This is a genomic window from Thiolapillus sp., assembly GCF_048562965.1.
Lineage (GTDB): Bacteria > Pseudomonadota > Gammaproteobacteria > Chromatiales > Chromatiaceae > Thiolapillus > Thiolapillus brandeum_A.
In genome coordinates, this window is record NZ_JBHNMF010000042.1 from 1 (window position 1) to 14,306 (window position 14,306).

General features: G+C 59.2%; 13 protein-coding genes. 3 read left to right on the forward strand and 10 right to left on the reverse strand.

From position 1 onward, the window contains the following. From ACOCD2_RS04260 to ACOCD2_RS04305, 10 genes are all read right to left on the reverse strand, one after another. A partial coding sequence (locus ACOCD2_RS04260) for a class I SAM-dependent methyltransferase (protein ID WP_293645139.1) occupies positions 1 to 713 on the reverse strand: 713 nt, incomplete at its 3' end. After that, on the reverse strand, positions 700 to 2,493 hold the full coding sequence (gene msbA / locus ACOCD2_RS04265) for a lipid A export permease/ATP-binding protein MsbA (RefSeq protein ID WP_293645141.1): 1,794 nt from the start codon (positions 2,491 to 2,493) through the stop codon (positions 700 to 702). The genes ACOCD2_RS04260 and msbA, both read right to left, overlap by 14 nt. Next, on the reverse strand, positions 2,494 to 3,420 hold the full coding sequence (gene lpxL, locus ACOCD2_RS04270) for an LpxL/LpxP family Kdo(2)-lipid IV(A) lauroyl/palmitoleoyl acyltransferase (RefSeq protein WP_293645143.1): 927 nt from the start codon (positions 3,418 to 3,420) through the stop codon (positions 2,494 to 2,496). Between the two features lie 6 nt (positions 3,421 to 3,426). Continuing rightward, a complete protein-coding gene (rfbD, locus tag ACOCD2_RS04275; protein WP_293645145.1) occupies positions 3,427 to 4,338 on the reverse strand; it encodes a dTDP-4-dehydrorhamnose reductase in 912 nt (303 codons plus the stop codon). Next, positions 4,325 to 4,894: a dTDP-4-dehydrorhamnose 3,5-epimerase gene (gene rfbC, locus ACOCD2_RS04280; protein WP_293645147.1), complete on the reverse strand. Its 570-nt coding sequence runs from the start codon at positions 4,892 to 4,894 to the stop codon at positions 4,325 to 4,327. Before rfbC ends, rfbD begins: the two co-directional genes overlap by 14 nt. Beyond that, positions 4,891 to 5,766, reverse strand: a complete 876-nt coding sequence (gene rfbA, locus ACOCD2_RS04285) for a glucose-1-phosphate thymidylyltransferase RfbA (protein ID WP_293645149.1) — start codon at positions 5,764 to 5,766, stop codon at positions 4,891 to 4,893. Before rfbA ends, rfbC begins: the two co-directional genes overlap by 4 nt. After that, positions 5,763 to 6,833 (reverse strand): dTDP-glucose 4,6-dehydratase, encoded by a 1,071-nt coding sequence (gene rfbB, locus ACOCD2_RS04290; protein WP_293645151.1) that lies wholly within the window; start codon positions 6,831 to 6,833, stop codon positions 5,763 to 5,765. Before rfbB ends, rfbA begins: the two co-directional genes overlap by 4 nt. Then, complete coding sequence (locus ACOCD2_RS04295; RefSeq protein ID WP_293645153.1) at positions 6,826 to 8,562, reverse strand: carbamoyltransferase; 1,737 nt, start codon at positions 8,560 to 8,562, stop codon at positions 6,826 to 6,828. Before ACOCD2_RS04295 ends, rfbB begins: the two co-directional genes overlap by 8 nt. A gap of 47 nt (positions 8,563 to 8,609) precedes the next feature. Then, positions 8,610 to 10,019, reverse strand: coding sequence for a lipopolysaccharide kinase InaA family protein (locus ACOCD2_RS04300; protein WP_293645155.1), 1,410 nt, complete (start codon positions 10,017 to 10,019; stop codon positions 8,610 to 8,612). 3 nt (positions 10,020 to 10,022) lie between these two features. Beyond that, on the reverse strand, positions 10,023 to 10,862 hold the full coding sequence (locus ACOCD2_RS04305; RefSeq protein WP_293645157.1) for a hypothetical protein: 840 nt from the start codon (positions 10,860 to 10,862) through the stop codon (positions 10,023 to 10,025). Positions 10,863 to 10,923: 61 nt separating this feature from the next. Between ACOCD2_RS04305 and ACOCD2_RS04310 the strand changes: the two genes are divergently transcribed. The 3 genes from ACOCD2_RS04310 to ACOCD2_RS04320 are packed head-to-tail and all read left to right on the forward strand — an operon-like array spanning position 10,924 to position 14,119. Further along, a complete protein-coding gene (locus ACOCD2_RS04310; protein WP_293645159.1) occupies positions 10,924 to 11,847 on the forward strand; it encodes a polysaccharide deacetylase family protein in 924 nt (307 codons plus the stop codon). Next, positions 11,844 to 12,647: a sulfotransferase gene (locus tag ACOCD2_RS04315; RefSeq protein WP_293645161.1), complete on the forward strand. Its 804-nt coding sequence runs from the start codon at positions 11,844 to 11,846 to the stop codon at positions 12,645 to 12,647. Before ACOCD2_RS04310 ends, ACOCD2_RS04315 begins: the two co-directional genes overlap by 4 nt. Continuing rightward, complete coding sequence (locus ACOCD2_RS04320; protein WP_293645163.1) at positions 12,644 to 14,119, forward strand: ArnT family glycosyltransferase; 1,476 nt, start codon at positions 12,644 to 12,646, stop codon at positions 14,117 to 14,119. The genes ACOCD2_RS04315 and ACOCD2_RS04320 overlap by 4 nt, the downstream gene beginning before the upstream one ends. The last annotated feature ends 187 nt before the right edge of the window (positions 14,120 to 14,306 follow it).

A 14,306-nucleotide genomic window follows, 5' to 3' on the forward strand; every position in this document is an offset into this window, starting at 1 on the left:
GGTGACCAGGACGGCTGGGGCACCAATGGGTTGTCAAAGGCCGAGTCGATTTTGGGGACTGGGATGTCCCAAAATCTATCACGAGGCCGAAGACACGCTTGTTCCGACTCCACCTGCTGACGGCTGTGCAGAAAGCGGTTGTCGAAGCGTTTGCGTTTGGGGCGCCTCTTCACGGCCCTCTGGCGCTTCCAGGCCTTGTAGTTTCCATCCACCCACATGGAAATGCAGACACTGTCCCGGGCCACGCGATGAAATTCCTTCAGGATGCGTAACCTGTCTTCCGACTCACCGATATGATGCAGCAGTCTCATGCAGAAGATATTCTCGACGGCATTGTCCGGCAGCTGAATATCGAAAGCCGAACTCTGGAATACCCTGAAACGCTGCACGATTTCCTGCGGTCTTTCCTCTTGCGCAACAACCAGCATGGCTTCGCTGTAGTCCGCCGCCAGCAGTTCCCTGTCCGGATCCCGTGCCAGCAGTTCCCAGAAACGCCCGGTGCCGCAGGGAAGATCCAGCACCGACCGCGGATTTCCCGCCAGTTTCAGCGCCCTGCCTGCCATCTGCTGTTCCCAGCGATTGGAAATACGCCGCCCGAGAGAACCTTTCTGGTGCTTGCGATAGTACTCCCGCGCCCGTTCCAGGGAATATTTGCCGGAGAAATCCAGCTCACCTTCCTCTACGGCCGGTCGCATGCGTTCATTTTTCTTCACATTTATCCTGCTTTTCGTTCAATACGATCTGGTTGTTGTACAAATGGGCATATTCACCATCACGCTGTATGAGTTCAGCGTGGGAACCCGACTCCACCACTTTTCCCTGGCGCACCACCAGAATCCGGTCCGCATTCTCGATGGTGGACAGGCGGTGAGCGATGATCAGCGTGGTGCGGTTGGCCGTCAGGTTCTGCAGGGCCGCCTGCACATGGCGCTCGGAAACCGTATCCAGCGCGGATGTCGCCTCATCCAAAATCAGGATGGGCGCGTCCTTGAGCAGGGCGCGGGCAATGGCAATACGCTGACGCTGTCCACCCGAAAGGCGTACACCATCCTCTCCAACTATAGTATCAAAACCCTCCGGCAACTCCTCGATGAATTCCAGGGCGTGCGCCGCCCGCGCGGCAGCTTCCAGCGCCCCGGCAGCCGGTGGACGGGATGAACCGTAGGCGATGTTGGCGGCCACGGTATCGTTGAACAGCACCGACTCCTGCCCCACATAAGCCACATGCTCCCTGAGACCGGCCAGTGAAATCTCGCCCAGTGGAATATCATCCAGCAGAATCTGTCCTTCGGTGGGTTCGTAAAAGCGGGGAATCAGGGCGGCGATAGTGGTCTTGCCGCTGCCGGAAGGGCCAACCAGCGCAATGCTTTGCCCCGGTTCCATCTGAAAGCTGATGCCGTGCAGCGCATCAGTCTCGGCCTGGGAATAGCGGAATTTTACATTCTCGAAACGGATGCTGCCATTGATGCTTTCGACCTTGCGGTCGCCGCTGTCATTCTCCGGAGGTTCATCAATCAGCATGAACACCGACTCTGCACCGGCCAAACCGGTCTGCAGTGGCTGGTTGATGGCTGTCAGGCGCTTGATCGGCGGAAAAAGCAGGCCCAGGGCGGAAAAAAACGAAGTGAACTCACCCACCGTCATGGGCTCGCCGCCGAGCTGAGCGGTGCCCAGGTAGATGAGGAGTGCAATCATCAGCGCACCGATGAACTCCACGATGGGCGCGCTGGTGGCATCCGCCACCTTGAGCTTGAAGCGGTAACGGCGCACCCAGTTGGCCAGCTTGCCGAAACGTTTGCGCTCGTAGGCCTGCCCGCCGTAAACCTTGACGATCCTGTTGCCACGGGTGGCTTCCTCCAGCGCATGGGTCATCTCCCCCATGGTCTCCTGAAGGTTGCGGCTGGAATGGCGCATGCGACCGGACACATAACGCACGAAATACAGCATCACCGGCAACAGAATGGAAACCACCAGGGTAAACTTCCAGTTGGTATAGAGCATGAAACCCAGCAGTCCAATGACGGACAGCCCGTCCCGCAGCAGTATCACCAGCACCTTGGTGGCGGCGGTGGTCACCTGGGTGACGTCATAGGTCACCTTGGCGATCAGGTTACCCGTGACATGGGCATCGAAATAGGCAACCGGCAGGGTAAGGATGCGTTCGAACATCTCCCGCCGCAGGTCGAGAACCACCTTGCCCGCCACCCACTGAAAGGCCACCCGGCTGACGAAGGCCAGAATACCGCGCACGATATAGAGCACCAGCAGGGCGACCGGCATCCAGAACATATAGAATTCATCGCGCTGGACGAAGGCCCTGTCCATCAGCGGCTCCATCAGATAGGGGATGGCCGGTTCCGTGGAGGCCAGCAGCACGGTAAACAGCACTGCCAGCGCAAAGGCGTGCCAATAGGGCCGCACGTGCTGCAGCAGCCGCAGGTACAGCTCTTTGCTCTCCGCGAAGGCGGTCTGATGGGGTTCTTTTCGGCTCATTCAGTCAACCGGATAAAGGCGGGGATCACTACGCTGCGGGCGGGTCCGGAACCGGCGGTGAATCCACATGTATTGTTCGGGTGTTTCGCGCACCCACCTCTCGACCAGATCATTGACACGCTGTGTATCGGCTACCAGATCACCACTGGGGAAATCATCCCACGCGGGTTCGAGGAAAATATCGTGTCCCTGTCCGTCCTCACGCCTGATGGCCCTGAAAGGCACGACTACAGCGCCGCTGAGCTTTGCCAGCCGGGCCGTTGCCGGATTGGTCGAAGCCGGAATGCCAAAGAAATCAGCAAATACCGACTCTTTCCGGCCCGCGTTCTGATCCACAGCATACCATATGGCCTTACCCTGTTTAAGGGCGCGGATCACAGCGCGAACATTGTGCCGGGTGATAATCTGCGGCAGCCACTGCAGGCGCGCCCTGCTGATCATTCTGTCGATGACCGGGTTGTTGCTGGGCCGGTACATGGCGACGAAAGGCTGCTCATTCACTAGCAGGCGCCCGCCAAATTCCGGGCTGTTGAGGTGAGCTGACAGCAGCAGCACCCCTTTCCCCCTGTCCATTGCCGCCTGAAGATTCTCCAGACCATGAATATGCGCCAGCCTTGACATGCGCGAGGTCGGCGCCCACCAGGCAAGCGGCGCTTCGAGCAGGGTCTTTCCCAGGCTGTCGAAACTGTCCTTGAGCAACTGCTTGCGCCACCCGGGACTGCGGTCAGGAAAGCACAGATCGATGTTGGTCCGGGCAATAATCTTGCGCTTGGGCATGACGATCGCGTACAGGCGTCCTACAAACGGCCCCATCCACTGAATCATGCCATAGGGCAGCAGCGCCATCAGGCGTAAAGAAGCCACACCCACCCACGTCAGCCAGAAGCGCGGGTGATAGAGAGGCAGGCCTTTTAGCTTGTTCGCCACAATCAGTCAGCGCTTGTCGAAAAGGTCTTCCATACACAGGGCCAGCCCCTGCCGCCAATGGGGCAGGCGTACACCAAAGGCTTCCCACAGGCTGTCATTGCTCAGCACGGAGTAGGCCGGCCTGGCGGCAGGGGTCGGATACTGTTCAGTGGAAATGGCATTGATGACACAGGTTTCATCCGACTGTTCGAGAATGGCCTGAGCGAACTCGTGCCAGCTGGCCTCGCCTGCGGCGGTGAGATGGAATATCTCACCATCATGCATACCGAAGCTGAACCTGCCTTCAGGGGTCCGGCACTGGGCCAGCACCTGAGCGGCTGCCTCGGCGAGCAGGCGCGACCAGGTGGGGGCGCCAAACTGGTCGGCAACCACACCCAGCTGATCCTTCTCGGCAAAAAGCCGCAACATGGTCAGCAGGAAGTTTCTGCCCTTGGCGCCATAGACCCAGGCGGTGCGCAATATCAGGCTTTGCGCCCGGGAAGCAAGCAGCGCCTGCTCTCCTACCAGTTTCGATCTGCCGTAAACGCTTTGCGGGTCAGGGGGGTCGTTTTCCTTCCAGGGCCTGTTCCCGTTACCGGAAAACACATAGTCGGTGGAAAAATGCAGCACGGGAATATCCAGCTCGGCCCCCAGTCTGCCCATCTGCCCCACCGCTTCGGCATTGATCTGAAAGGCCAGAGACTCTTCCGATTCGGCCTTGTCCACCGCCGTATAGGCAGTCGCATTCACCATCAGCACAGGCCTGATTTCATGAACCAGTTCATCCAGGGCTTCGCTATCGGTCAGATCGACATACCTGTCCGCACCATCCACACCGGCGGTAACCACATCTCCCAGCGGGGCCAGCGCGCGGCGCAGCTCCCAGCCCAGCTGGCCGCTGTGGCCGAACAGCAGAATGGTGTTGCTACTGGCAGTCATGGCAGGTATCCGGCAGGCGTTCCGCGGCAATCTCGCGGAGCATCGGTGCATCAGCGTCCTTGCCGGACAGGCTGGGCTGCCCCACAATGGGCCAGTCGATACCGATATCCTCGTCGTCCCAGCGGATACTCAACTCGTTTTCCGGATGATAGAAGTCGGTACATTTGTAACTGAATATGGCCTGGTTGCTGGTCACCACGTAGCCGTGGGCAAAACCCGGCGGCACCCACAGCTGACGCCGCGTATCACCGGAAAGTATCACCCCCACCCACTGTCCGAAATGGGGGGATCCCCGGCGCGCATCCACCGCCACGTCGTACACTTCCCCCAGGATCACCTGTACCAGCTTTCCCTGCGCATGAGGGTGTTGCAGATGCAGGCCACGCAGGATGCCGTGACTGGACAGGGCCATGTTGTCCTGCACAAAGGGGCCGGGAATGCCCGCCTCGGCATAGCGCTGTTCCTGCCAGGTCTCCATGAACCAGCCACGCTGATCGCCATGCACATCCGGATCGATGATCAGCACGCCGGGAATGTCGGTTTCGGTTATTTTCATCGGATCATCTCCTGTGCGATATCCCGCAGATACCGGCCATAGCCGGTCTTGCCCAGTTCATCGGCCAGTCCCACCAGCTGTTCATCGTCTATCCAGCCCATGCGCCAGGCCACTTCCTCGGGACAGCAGACCTTCAGACCCTGGCGGGTTTCCAGCGTCTGGATGAACTGAGAAGCATCCAGCAGGGAATCATGGGTTCCCGTATCCAGCCAGGCCATGCCCCGGCCCAGCACTTCCACATCCAGCTGCCCCTGCGACAGGTAGCGTTTGTTCACATCCGTGATCTCCAGCTCACCCCGGGGCGAAGGCCTGATGCTCCTGGCGATATCGACCACCTGGCTGTCATAGAAATACAGCCCGGTAACGGCATAACGGGATTTGGGCCGGGGTGGCTTTTCCTCCAGGCTGATGGCGTGAAAGTTTTCATCGAACTCCACCACGCCATAACGCTCGGGATCATGCACCGGATAGGCGAACACCGTGGCGCCTTCCTTCCGGCCCGCGGAGCGGCTCAGCAGGCAGCCAAACTCATGGCCATAGAAGATATTGTCACCCAGCACCAGCGCGCAGTCGTCTCCAGCAATGAAATCCGCACCGATGATGAACGCCTGGGCCAGCCCTTCGGGTTTGGGTTGCTCGGCGTATGCCAGGGACATGCCCCAGCGGCTGCCATCGCCCAGCAGCTGTTTGAACAGCGGCAGATCATGAGGCGTGGAAATGATCAGCACTTCCCGGATGCCCGCCAGCATCAGCGTGCTCAGGGGATAGTAGATCATGGGTTTGTCGTATACGGGCAGCAACTGCTTGGAGATACTGCGGGTCACCGGGTGCAATCGGGTGCCGGAACCTCCGGCGAGGACGATACCTTTCATTCGATCACCCCCAGACGCTCGCCGCGGTAGCTGCCATCCAGCACGCGCTGACACCAGCTGTCATTCTCCAGATACCAGTCCACGGTTTTCACCATGCCGGTCTCGAAAGTCTCCTCGGGCACCCAGCCCAGTTCCCGCTCGATCTTATCCGCGTCGATGGCATAACGCTGGTCATGGCCGGGACGGTCCGCCACATGGGTAATCAGCTCTTCATAACGGCTGATACCCTGCGGGTGCTCCGGGCGTTTCTCGTCGAGGATCCCGCACAGCGTCTTGACCACTTCCAGGTTGGTCTTTTCGTTGTGGCCGCCAATGTTGTAGGTCTCGCCAATGCGTCCCTGCTCCAGCACCCGCAACAGGGCGCGGGCATGATCATCCACGTACAGCCAGTCGCGAATCTGCTCACCCCTGCCGTAGATGGGCAGGGACTTGCCGGCAAGGGCATTGAGAATGATCAGGGGCACCAGCTTCTCGGGGAACTGGTAAGGCCCGTAATTGTTGGAGCAGTTGGTGATGAGCACCGGCAGGCCGTAGGTTTCATGCCAGGCACGCACCATGTGATCCGACGATGCCTTGCTCGCCGAATAAGGCGAATTGGGCTGGTAGGGCGAAGATTCGGTAAACATCCCTTCGGGTCCCAGGCTGCCATAGACCTCGTCCGTGGAAATATGGTGAAAGCGGAATTGCTGTTTTTCCCCTTCAGCCAGGTCGTTCCAGTAGGCGCGTGCCGCTTCCAGCAGCACCGTGGTGCCCGTGACATTGGTCTCGATGAAATCCGCCGGACCGTCGATGGAGCGGTCCACATGGGACTCTGCCGCCAGGTGCATGATTGCCGAGGGCTGATGCTCACGGAACACCCGCCGTACTTCCGCCCCGTCACAGATATCCACTTTTTCAAAAACATAGCGTTCATCGCCTGACACGGGTTCCAGGGACTCCAGGTTGCCGGCATAGGTGAGCTTATCCAGGTTCACCACTCGATAGCCGGTATTTTCGATCAGGTGGCGGATCAGCGCCGAACCGATAAAGCCCGCACCACCGGTGATGAGCAGGGTTTTACTATTCATTCTTTGTTTCCCCTTTGGTAACCAGTATGTCTTCCATGATCAGATATTCCAGATCCGAGCCATAGAACATGTTCAGGGCATCTTCCGGCGAGCAGACCATGGGTTCGCCGCGCCGGTTGAGAGAGGTATTGAGAATCACGCCGTTGCCGGTATGCTTCTCCAGCGCCTCGATGAGCGCATAGTAACGGGGGTTGGTGTCCCGGGTCACCACCTGGGCGCGGGCGGTGCCATCCTCGTGCACCACTTCCGGCACCCGCTCCTTCCAGCTCTCTCCCACGTCGAAGGTGATAGTCATATAAGGCGCGGGGTGATCCGTCTGCAGCATGTCAGGCGCCACCCGGTCGAGGATGCTGGGACAGAAGGGCCGCCAGCGCTCCCGGTACTTGATCTGCTCGTTGATGCGGTCGGCGATGCCCGGCACGTTGGGGGCGCCGAGAATGGAGCGGTTGCCCAGGGCGCGCGGACCGAATTCCATGCGCCCCTGGAACCAGGCCACAGGATTGCCGTCCGCCAGCAGTTTCGCCGCCTTTTGCGGAACGTCACCCATCTTTTCCCATGCAGGCTTCTGCGGGTGGCTTTCGACTGCTGCGATACACTGTTCATTAGTATAGGACGGCCCAAGATAGGCATGGCGCATGGGCTGCACCTTGTCACCCAACCGGTTGGCGATATAAGACGCGGCACCGATGGCCGTACCCGCGTCCGAAGCCGCCGGCTGCACGAACAGCTCTTGCACATCATCCCGGGCCAGGATGCGCTGGTTCAACTTGACGTTGAGAGCCACGCCGCCGGCAAAGGCCAGCTTGCCGGTTTCCTTCAGGATGTCTCCCAGGTAATGATCCACCAGCCCCAGGGAGACCTTTTCCAGCAGGTCCTGCATGCTGGCCGCGTAGTCCACGTAGGGGTCGTCGATCTCATCCCCTTCCCGGGGCGGCCCCAGCCAGTCCACCAGTTTCGGACTGAAGTACATGCCCTTGCCGCTCCTGTCCTTCCAGCGGCGCAGGCCGATGACGTTTACCAGTCGGGTGTTTACGCGAAAATCCCTGTCGCTGTAGTCGATGAGGCGGGAAAAATCGAAACGGCTGGGATCGCCATAAGGCGCCATGCCCATGACCTTGAACTCGCCATCCAGCATCTCGAAGCCCAGATACTCGGTCATGGCGCCGTACACGCCCCCCAGGGAATCCGGGTCGTAGAATTCCTTGATCTTGTGGATGCGCCCGTTCTCGCCGTAGCCAAAGAAGGTGGTTGCGTACTCGCCCTTGCCGTCGATACCCAGGATGGCGGTCTTCTCCTGGAACCCGCTCAGATGATAGGCGCTGCTGGCGTGGGCAAGATGATGCTCCACCATTTCCAGGCGGGCATTGGTGATGCCAAGATCCGCCACCAGCTTTTCCAGCAGGGAACGGTTGCGATGATAGCGGCGGTTGCCGTGCAGCAGGGCGGTCAGGGCGCGATCGGGCGCATACCAGTGACGCGCGGCGTAATGCCAGCGGGCCGGACTGCTCAGGGGAATCTTCGCATAGGGAAAGGCCACCACGTCCACCTGCCCAGGTTCGATCCCCGCCGCTTCCAGACAGTAACGGGTCGCCTCATAAGGAAACCGCCCCTTGGCATGCTTGTCGCGGATGAAACGTTCCTCCTCCGCGGCGGCTACCAGTTCGCCATCGACGAACAACGCCGCCGACGGATCATGGCTCACCGCCCCCGCTACACCCAGTACAATCATCGGTTCTGTGCCACCGGCACCCTTGTGACCTGAAACATGGCGTTATTCTACCCGAATCCCTGCCCGAGCAACCTTGCAAATCGCTCACGCAGCCCGGCATCCGGCCAGTTTTTCAGGAAGCGGCGGCGATCCTTGGCGACCCTCGCCCGAAGCACGGGGCGGGTCAGGGGCCGGAACATGGAATCGAGATCGATAACCTCGACGCTTTCGCCGGTCATCATGAAATTGGTGGCCTTCATGTCCCCGTGCACCAGTCCATTCTCACCAAATGCCCGCACCACTGAAGCCAGGCGCTCCAGCGTGGGTTCATCGGAATGATCGGGAATGTAGCTTTTTGCCCCGATACCCCGGGCCTTTGCCGTGATCAGCCAGGCGCGCTGGCGCAAGCCAAAACGGCGCTCCTCGATCATGGCCAGGGGCTCCGGCGTGGGGATATGGTAGGCACGCAGACGATGGGCATTCTCCCAGGATTTGGAGGCGCGGCTGCGCGTGAAAATCCGTCGCAGCGCGTGCAAGGGGGTTTTCAGATTGTAGCGCTTGACGACCACATCCCGGCCACCGATGGAGGTGGCCCAGACTGTCTGGGAGTTACCCGGCTTGAGAATGGTCTCCTCCACTCGGGGGGCCAGGCCGGTGGAACGGATCCAGCCATCCAGTTCGACCGGTGAAAAATCCCGCCGCTGGCAGATACGCAGCCCGCCATTTCTCCGCAGCATGAATTCACTGCAGTTGCGAAAGCTCTTGCGGCTGATGCGCCGCGCGCGGCGATACCGGAAAGCATCTGATTTGAGGCTGATGCGCCGGATCAGGCCTTCCGACACCTCCTGTCCACGGCGGTTGAAATAGCTTTCGAGCACCTGCGGATGCTTCCGGAGGGCCTGCAGCGGCAAATGCCCGAACAGCACCCCCAGATTGGCTATTGCTTCTTTCTGCGCCAACGGTTGGTTTCCAACGATAAAATCACCACCGTCGATGGCATAGAGGTGATCATCCGCATCCAGAATGAAATTGTTGAGGTGAAAATCCCGCTGGCGCAAACCTGCCTGATGTTGCTGCGCCACCAGCTCGAGCAACGCCTGCAGAAGCTCAACACGCCGCGCTTCTCCCGCCTCTGTCCAGCGCTGGCGAAACGATACGGCGGCAGGAATGAAATCGAACAGCAACACCGGGTAGCCCTTGCCTTTCACCCGGCTTTCAAGGCGCCGGGATGGCGTGTCGATATCTGCCGCCATCATCGCCCGGATGCCCGCGGCATCTTCCCGTGCTGCGCGCCGGGCATCCTTGCCCATGAACAGTTTCACCAGCACCGGCTGCCCTTCCTGAACGGCGCGGCACACCAGGCGGCGCCCGGGCAGCAAACGCAGGATTTCTTCACAGACTAGCGTCGGCGCATCAGCCAGTTCGAGAGAAAACGGAAGGACGATCTCCCGGCGGTATTCCCAGTCCTGACGCGACATGGCTTACTGTAGCCGTGGCTTGTAGCTGCTCAAGCCCAGTCTGCTCAGGACATAGCGCACGGGTTTTTGCCGCAGGCGCCATTTCAGCCGTCGCGATACCTCCCAGGAGGGGACGGCCCTTCCCGGCAGCAGCTTCAGGCCCTGCATTTCTGCCGGATAGCCCAGGCTGGCGTTATAGTCGCTGAAAGTTTCCTCCAGCCATGCCAGGTCTTCCTCATGGATCTGTCCCCGGATCTGTTTGCCAAGGTTCGGGTCGAGCGCGGACAGCAGGCCTTGCCGGCTCGATTCCATGAATCGGGCATTGCCATGGCGGGCATCAGCGATCTGCTCTGCCGGCTTTGGCCAATCGATCATGGCCTGCTGCCAGGGCAGTTCAAGCTGCCCGCACAAGGTTTTGAGGCTGTCCTGGGGTCTGGCAAGCAAATCCTCAAAGCGAAAAACAGGGATATTTTTTTCGGCGGCATCCTGCCAGGAATGGAGGAACCGGCGGAAACGCAGGCGCAGGGGAGGATCCTCCGCCGTCACGCCATTACGCCCGTAGGGCTTTTTCATCAATGACATCCATACCGCGCGCACATCCCGCACCATCAGCAGGGGCCTGACGGTACAACCGGCATCTTCGAGCACGGCGACCTGCTCCCCCAGCGTGAAGCAACTGATCGTGGTCTTGTACCAGAGAAAGGGCGTTTCCACCCCGGCCGGCGGCAGGGGAACGAGGTCGGTATCGCCATCCAGGGTGCCATTCATATCTGGCCGCTGCAGGAAGCACCAGGACAGTATGGTGGAGCCACTGCTTTGCAGACCCGTTGCCAGAATCACCGTCTGGGCACTAGAATGATCCAACTGACTCGCCGTTCTGCCTGTTCATCCAATAATTATAACAGCCTCCGGAAACCCTTAACCTGTGTCTTTTGCGAAACAACTCAAGCAATCCCTGCGCCGTAAACTGTCCCATCTGCACCGGGACAAACCGGCCCTGCTCGGCTTTCTGTTTCACGCGGTTTTTCAGGATCAGAAGGAAATCGCCAAAGACCATGTCGATGCCCAGCAGGGCATCACAGCAGAACACCTGCATCGCTTCATCGAACATTTTCTGGAGGCAGGATACCGGTTCACCAGCCCGGAACAGGGACTGGATTTCACGCGCAGCGAAGAAAAGTGTATCTGCATCACATTTGACGACGGTTATTTCAACAATACACGCATGCTGCCGCTACTGGAGCAGTATGATGTGCCGGCCACGTTTTACATCACCACCGGCAATGTCGAAGAACAGCAATGCTTCTGGTGGGACGTTGTCTACCGCGAACGTCACCGACGAGGCGTCGAGAAAGCCCTGATCTCCCGGGAACAGAAAATGCTCAAGCAAAAACGCCACCAGGACATCATTACCTATCTGCAGGAGGAATTCGGCGCAGACTGTCTGCAGCCGTGGTCCGATACCGACAGACCCATGACGGAGCCAGAGCTGCAGGATTTTGCCCGCCACCCCCTGGTGTTCATCGGCAATCATACCCGCGATCACTACCTGTTGGATCAGTACAGTCAGACAGAATCAGCCAAACAGATCGACCGCGCACAGCAGGACCTGAAGCACTGGCTGGGTGAGGCGCCCACGGGCATCGCCTACCCCAACGGTAACTATTCAGACACGGCAATCGCGGCAGCCCAACAGACGGGGCTGGCTTACGGATGGAGCCTGGACAAACGCAAGACCCCGCTTCCGGTGGAAAACAACAACATTTTCGCATTGGGGCGCTTCACCCTCTGGGGACGCGACGATATCGAAGCCCAGTGCGAAATCACCCGTTCGGACATCCTCTTATGAATCTCAAGAAATGGCTCAGAAAAAAGCGCCGCCAGCTCAAGCTGGCCCAGCTGACAAAGCAGGGCAAGGCCTGTTCCCCAAAAAAATGGGTGTTCATCGTCGGCTGCTATAATTCCGGCACTACCCTGCTGCACGATGTCATCGCCAGCCATCCAGAAGTGGCACACCTGCCCAGAGAGGGCCAGCACTGCACCGACCAGCTGTTGATCCCCAGCGACGTGGGCCTCACCCGTGTCTGGGCGTTGCAGCCGGAAATGTTTGTTCCGTCATTAAAAAATGAACCCGACGCGGAAAAGATCAAACGCCAGTGGTGCGGTTACATGTCCAACCCCCTGTTGCCGGTATTCCTGGAAAAATCCATCCCCAACGCGGCACGCGTGGAATGGCTCAACAGGCACTTTCCCGACGCCCATTTTATCGCGCTTATCCGCAACGGCTATGCGGTGGCAGAAGGGATTCACCGCAAGGCGGGACAGTCTGTGGAAGTGGCCGCCAAGCAGTGGCAGCAATCCAACCGCATCATGCTGGACCAGCTGGACAAGGTGGAACGCAAGCTGCTGCTCCGTTACGAGGACCTCACCTCGAAGCCGGCTGAAAGCCTGGAAAAGGTCATGAAATTTCTCGGCCTCGATATCGCCAGGCTGCAGGCAGACAAGCATTGGACCGTGCATGGCGAGACCTCCAAGATCCGCAACATGAATGCACGCTCCATATCCCGGCTGTCCGATGAGGACAAGGCCTTCATACGCGGGGAGGCGCAAGAAATGCTGGACGCCTTCCACTACAGCAGCGACAAGTGAGCCGGCACAAAACCCTGCCTGTCTATCTTTTCGCCGCCCTGGCCAGCCTGGTGCTGTCTTTATGGCAGATCACCGGCATCGCCCAGATCAATCACGATGGTGTGTATTACCTCCAGGCGATCCAGGGTGATGCTGCCAGCATCCGGCAAATCGGCAACTGGCTGTTCTACCCGACGCTGATACACTGGATCAGCCTTGCGCCCGGCATCAGCCCGGAGCAGGCAGCCTATGTGCTGAACAGCATGCTGGACATGCTGCTGGTGCTTGCCTTCATCCGGCTGATCGAAACCCTGGGCGGCAGTCGCCGGACCTTGATCTGGGCCGCCGTGCTGGTGCTTTCCCTGCCCTATCTGAATGAAAACAGATCGGAGATCATCCGCGACCACGGCTACTGGGCCTTCACCCTGGTTGCCATGATCTTCTACCTGAGGCTGTTCGAACATTTTTCCTGGCGGTCCCTGCTGTTGTGGAACCTGGCCATGATCATGGCCACCCTGTTTCGGGTGGAGGGCGCTGTTTTCCTTGCGTTCATGCCTGTCGGTCTGCTGCTGAACAGCGCACAACCCTGGAAGCAGCGCATCCGGCACACAGCCCTGAGCCTGCTGCCCTTTCTGGTCATCGCACTGGTTTTTCTGCTTGCCATGCAAATTTATCCCGGCTTTCAGAACCGGCTGGCAGAAAGCCTTTCGAAAGCCGGGACGCTGCCGGGTATATTTACTGAGATCATTCCCGGAAAGGCGCGCCTGCTGCGGCAGGCTGTATTGCCCCAGCTGTCCCAGTCTGCGGCGGAAACCACCCTCTATCTGGGTGTCGCCTGGGGTATCATCAAGGATCTGATCAGCAGCCTTTCCTGGCTGTATTTCGCCATCCTGCTCCTGCGTCGCTGGTTCCCCGCAACCTCACTGCCGGCCCGGGCGCGCAAGGCGATCGGTTTCTACGCAGTTGTCAGCCTGATGATCCTGTTCCTGCACGGCGCACAACATTTTGTCATGGTGTCTCGCTACACCATGAGCCTGGCGCTGATGCTGCTGGTCATCGTGGTTTTCAGCCTGAACGAAATGCAGGAAAGGCTACAGGCTCAGCCTGCACTGAAAGCACGCATGGGGGTGGTAATGATCTGCATCGCCCTGCTGTTTGCAGACAGCTTCATCGGCTCCGCCAAGCCCGAGGTCTATATCCTCGACGCCGCCACATGGGCCAGAGAAAACCTGCCGGATCACGCACGGGTCGTCACCGACTATCATGCAGAGCGGGTGGCTTATTACAGCAACAGGGACAATTACAAACACTATGAGTTTCGGCGCTTCATCGCCGGCAAGACCAGGCTGCAAGCCTATGACTACGCATTTGTGCGCACACGGGACGGCAAGGCCAACAGCAAGCTGCAGCAGTTGCTGTTCAACCAACAGAGGAAACCTATAGAAAAAATCGTGGAAGGGCGGCAGGGCGTCATCATCTACCGCCTGCACTAAACAGCGAAAAGCGCTACCAGCTCCCCCAGCAATGATGTTTTGACCTGCTCAACCCTAACGAACGCGGGTTGTACTGCGGCTGGCCCCATACACAGCACCAATCAAGAGGACAGGTCATGAAAGAGACTCGTTCTCAACCCTTTTTTGTGCGCCACCAGCTCCTGATCTTCTGCACCACAGCACCTAG

Bases quoted from the DNA above. Each gene is read 5' to 3' on its own strand.
- rfbD (WP_293645145.1), bottom strand. From the start codon at position 4,338: ATGACTGCCAGTAGCAACACCATTCTGCTGTTCGGCCACAGCGGCCAG.
- rfbB (WP_293645151.1), bottom strand. From the start codon at position 6,833: ATGAATAGTAAAACCCTGCTCATCACCGGTGGTGCGGGCTTTATCGGT.
- ACOCD2_RS04295 (WP_293645153.1), bottom strand. From the start codon at position 8,562: ATGATTGTACTGGGTGTAGCGGGGGCGGTGAGCCATGATCCGTCGGCG.
- ACOCD2_RS04315 (WP_293645161.1), top strand. From the start codon at position 11,844: ATGAATCTCAAGAAATGGCTCAGAAAAAAGCGCCGCCAGCTCAAGCTG.
- rfbC (WP_293645147.1), bottom strand. From the start codon at position 4,894: ATGAAAATAACCGAAACCGACATTCCCGGCGTGCTGATCATCGATCCG.
- ACOCD2_RS04300 (WP_293645155.1), bottom strand. From the start codon at position 10,019: ATGTCGCGTCAGGACTGGGAATACCGCCGGGAGATCGTCCTTCCGTTT.
- msbA (WP_293645141.1), bottom strand. From the start codon at position 2,493: ATGAGCCGAAAAGAACCCCATCAGACCGCCTTCGCGGAGAGCAAAGAG.
- rfbA (WP_293645149.1), bottom strand. From the start codon at position 5,766: ATGAAAGGTATCGTCCTCGCCGGAGGTTCCGGCACCCGATTGCACCCG.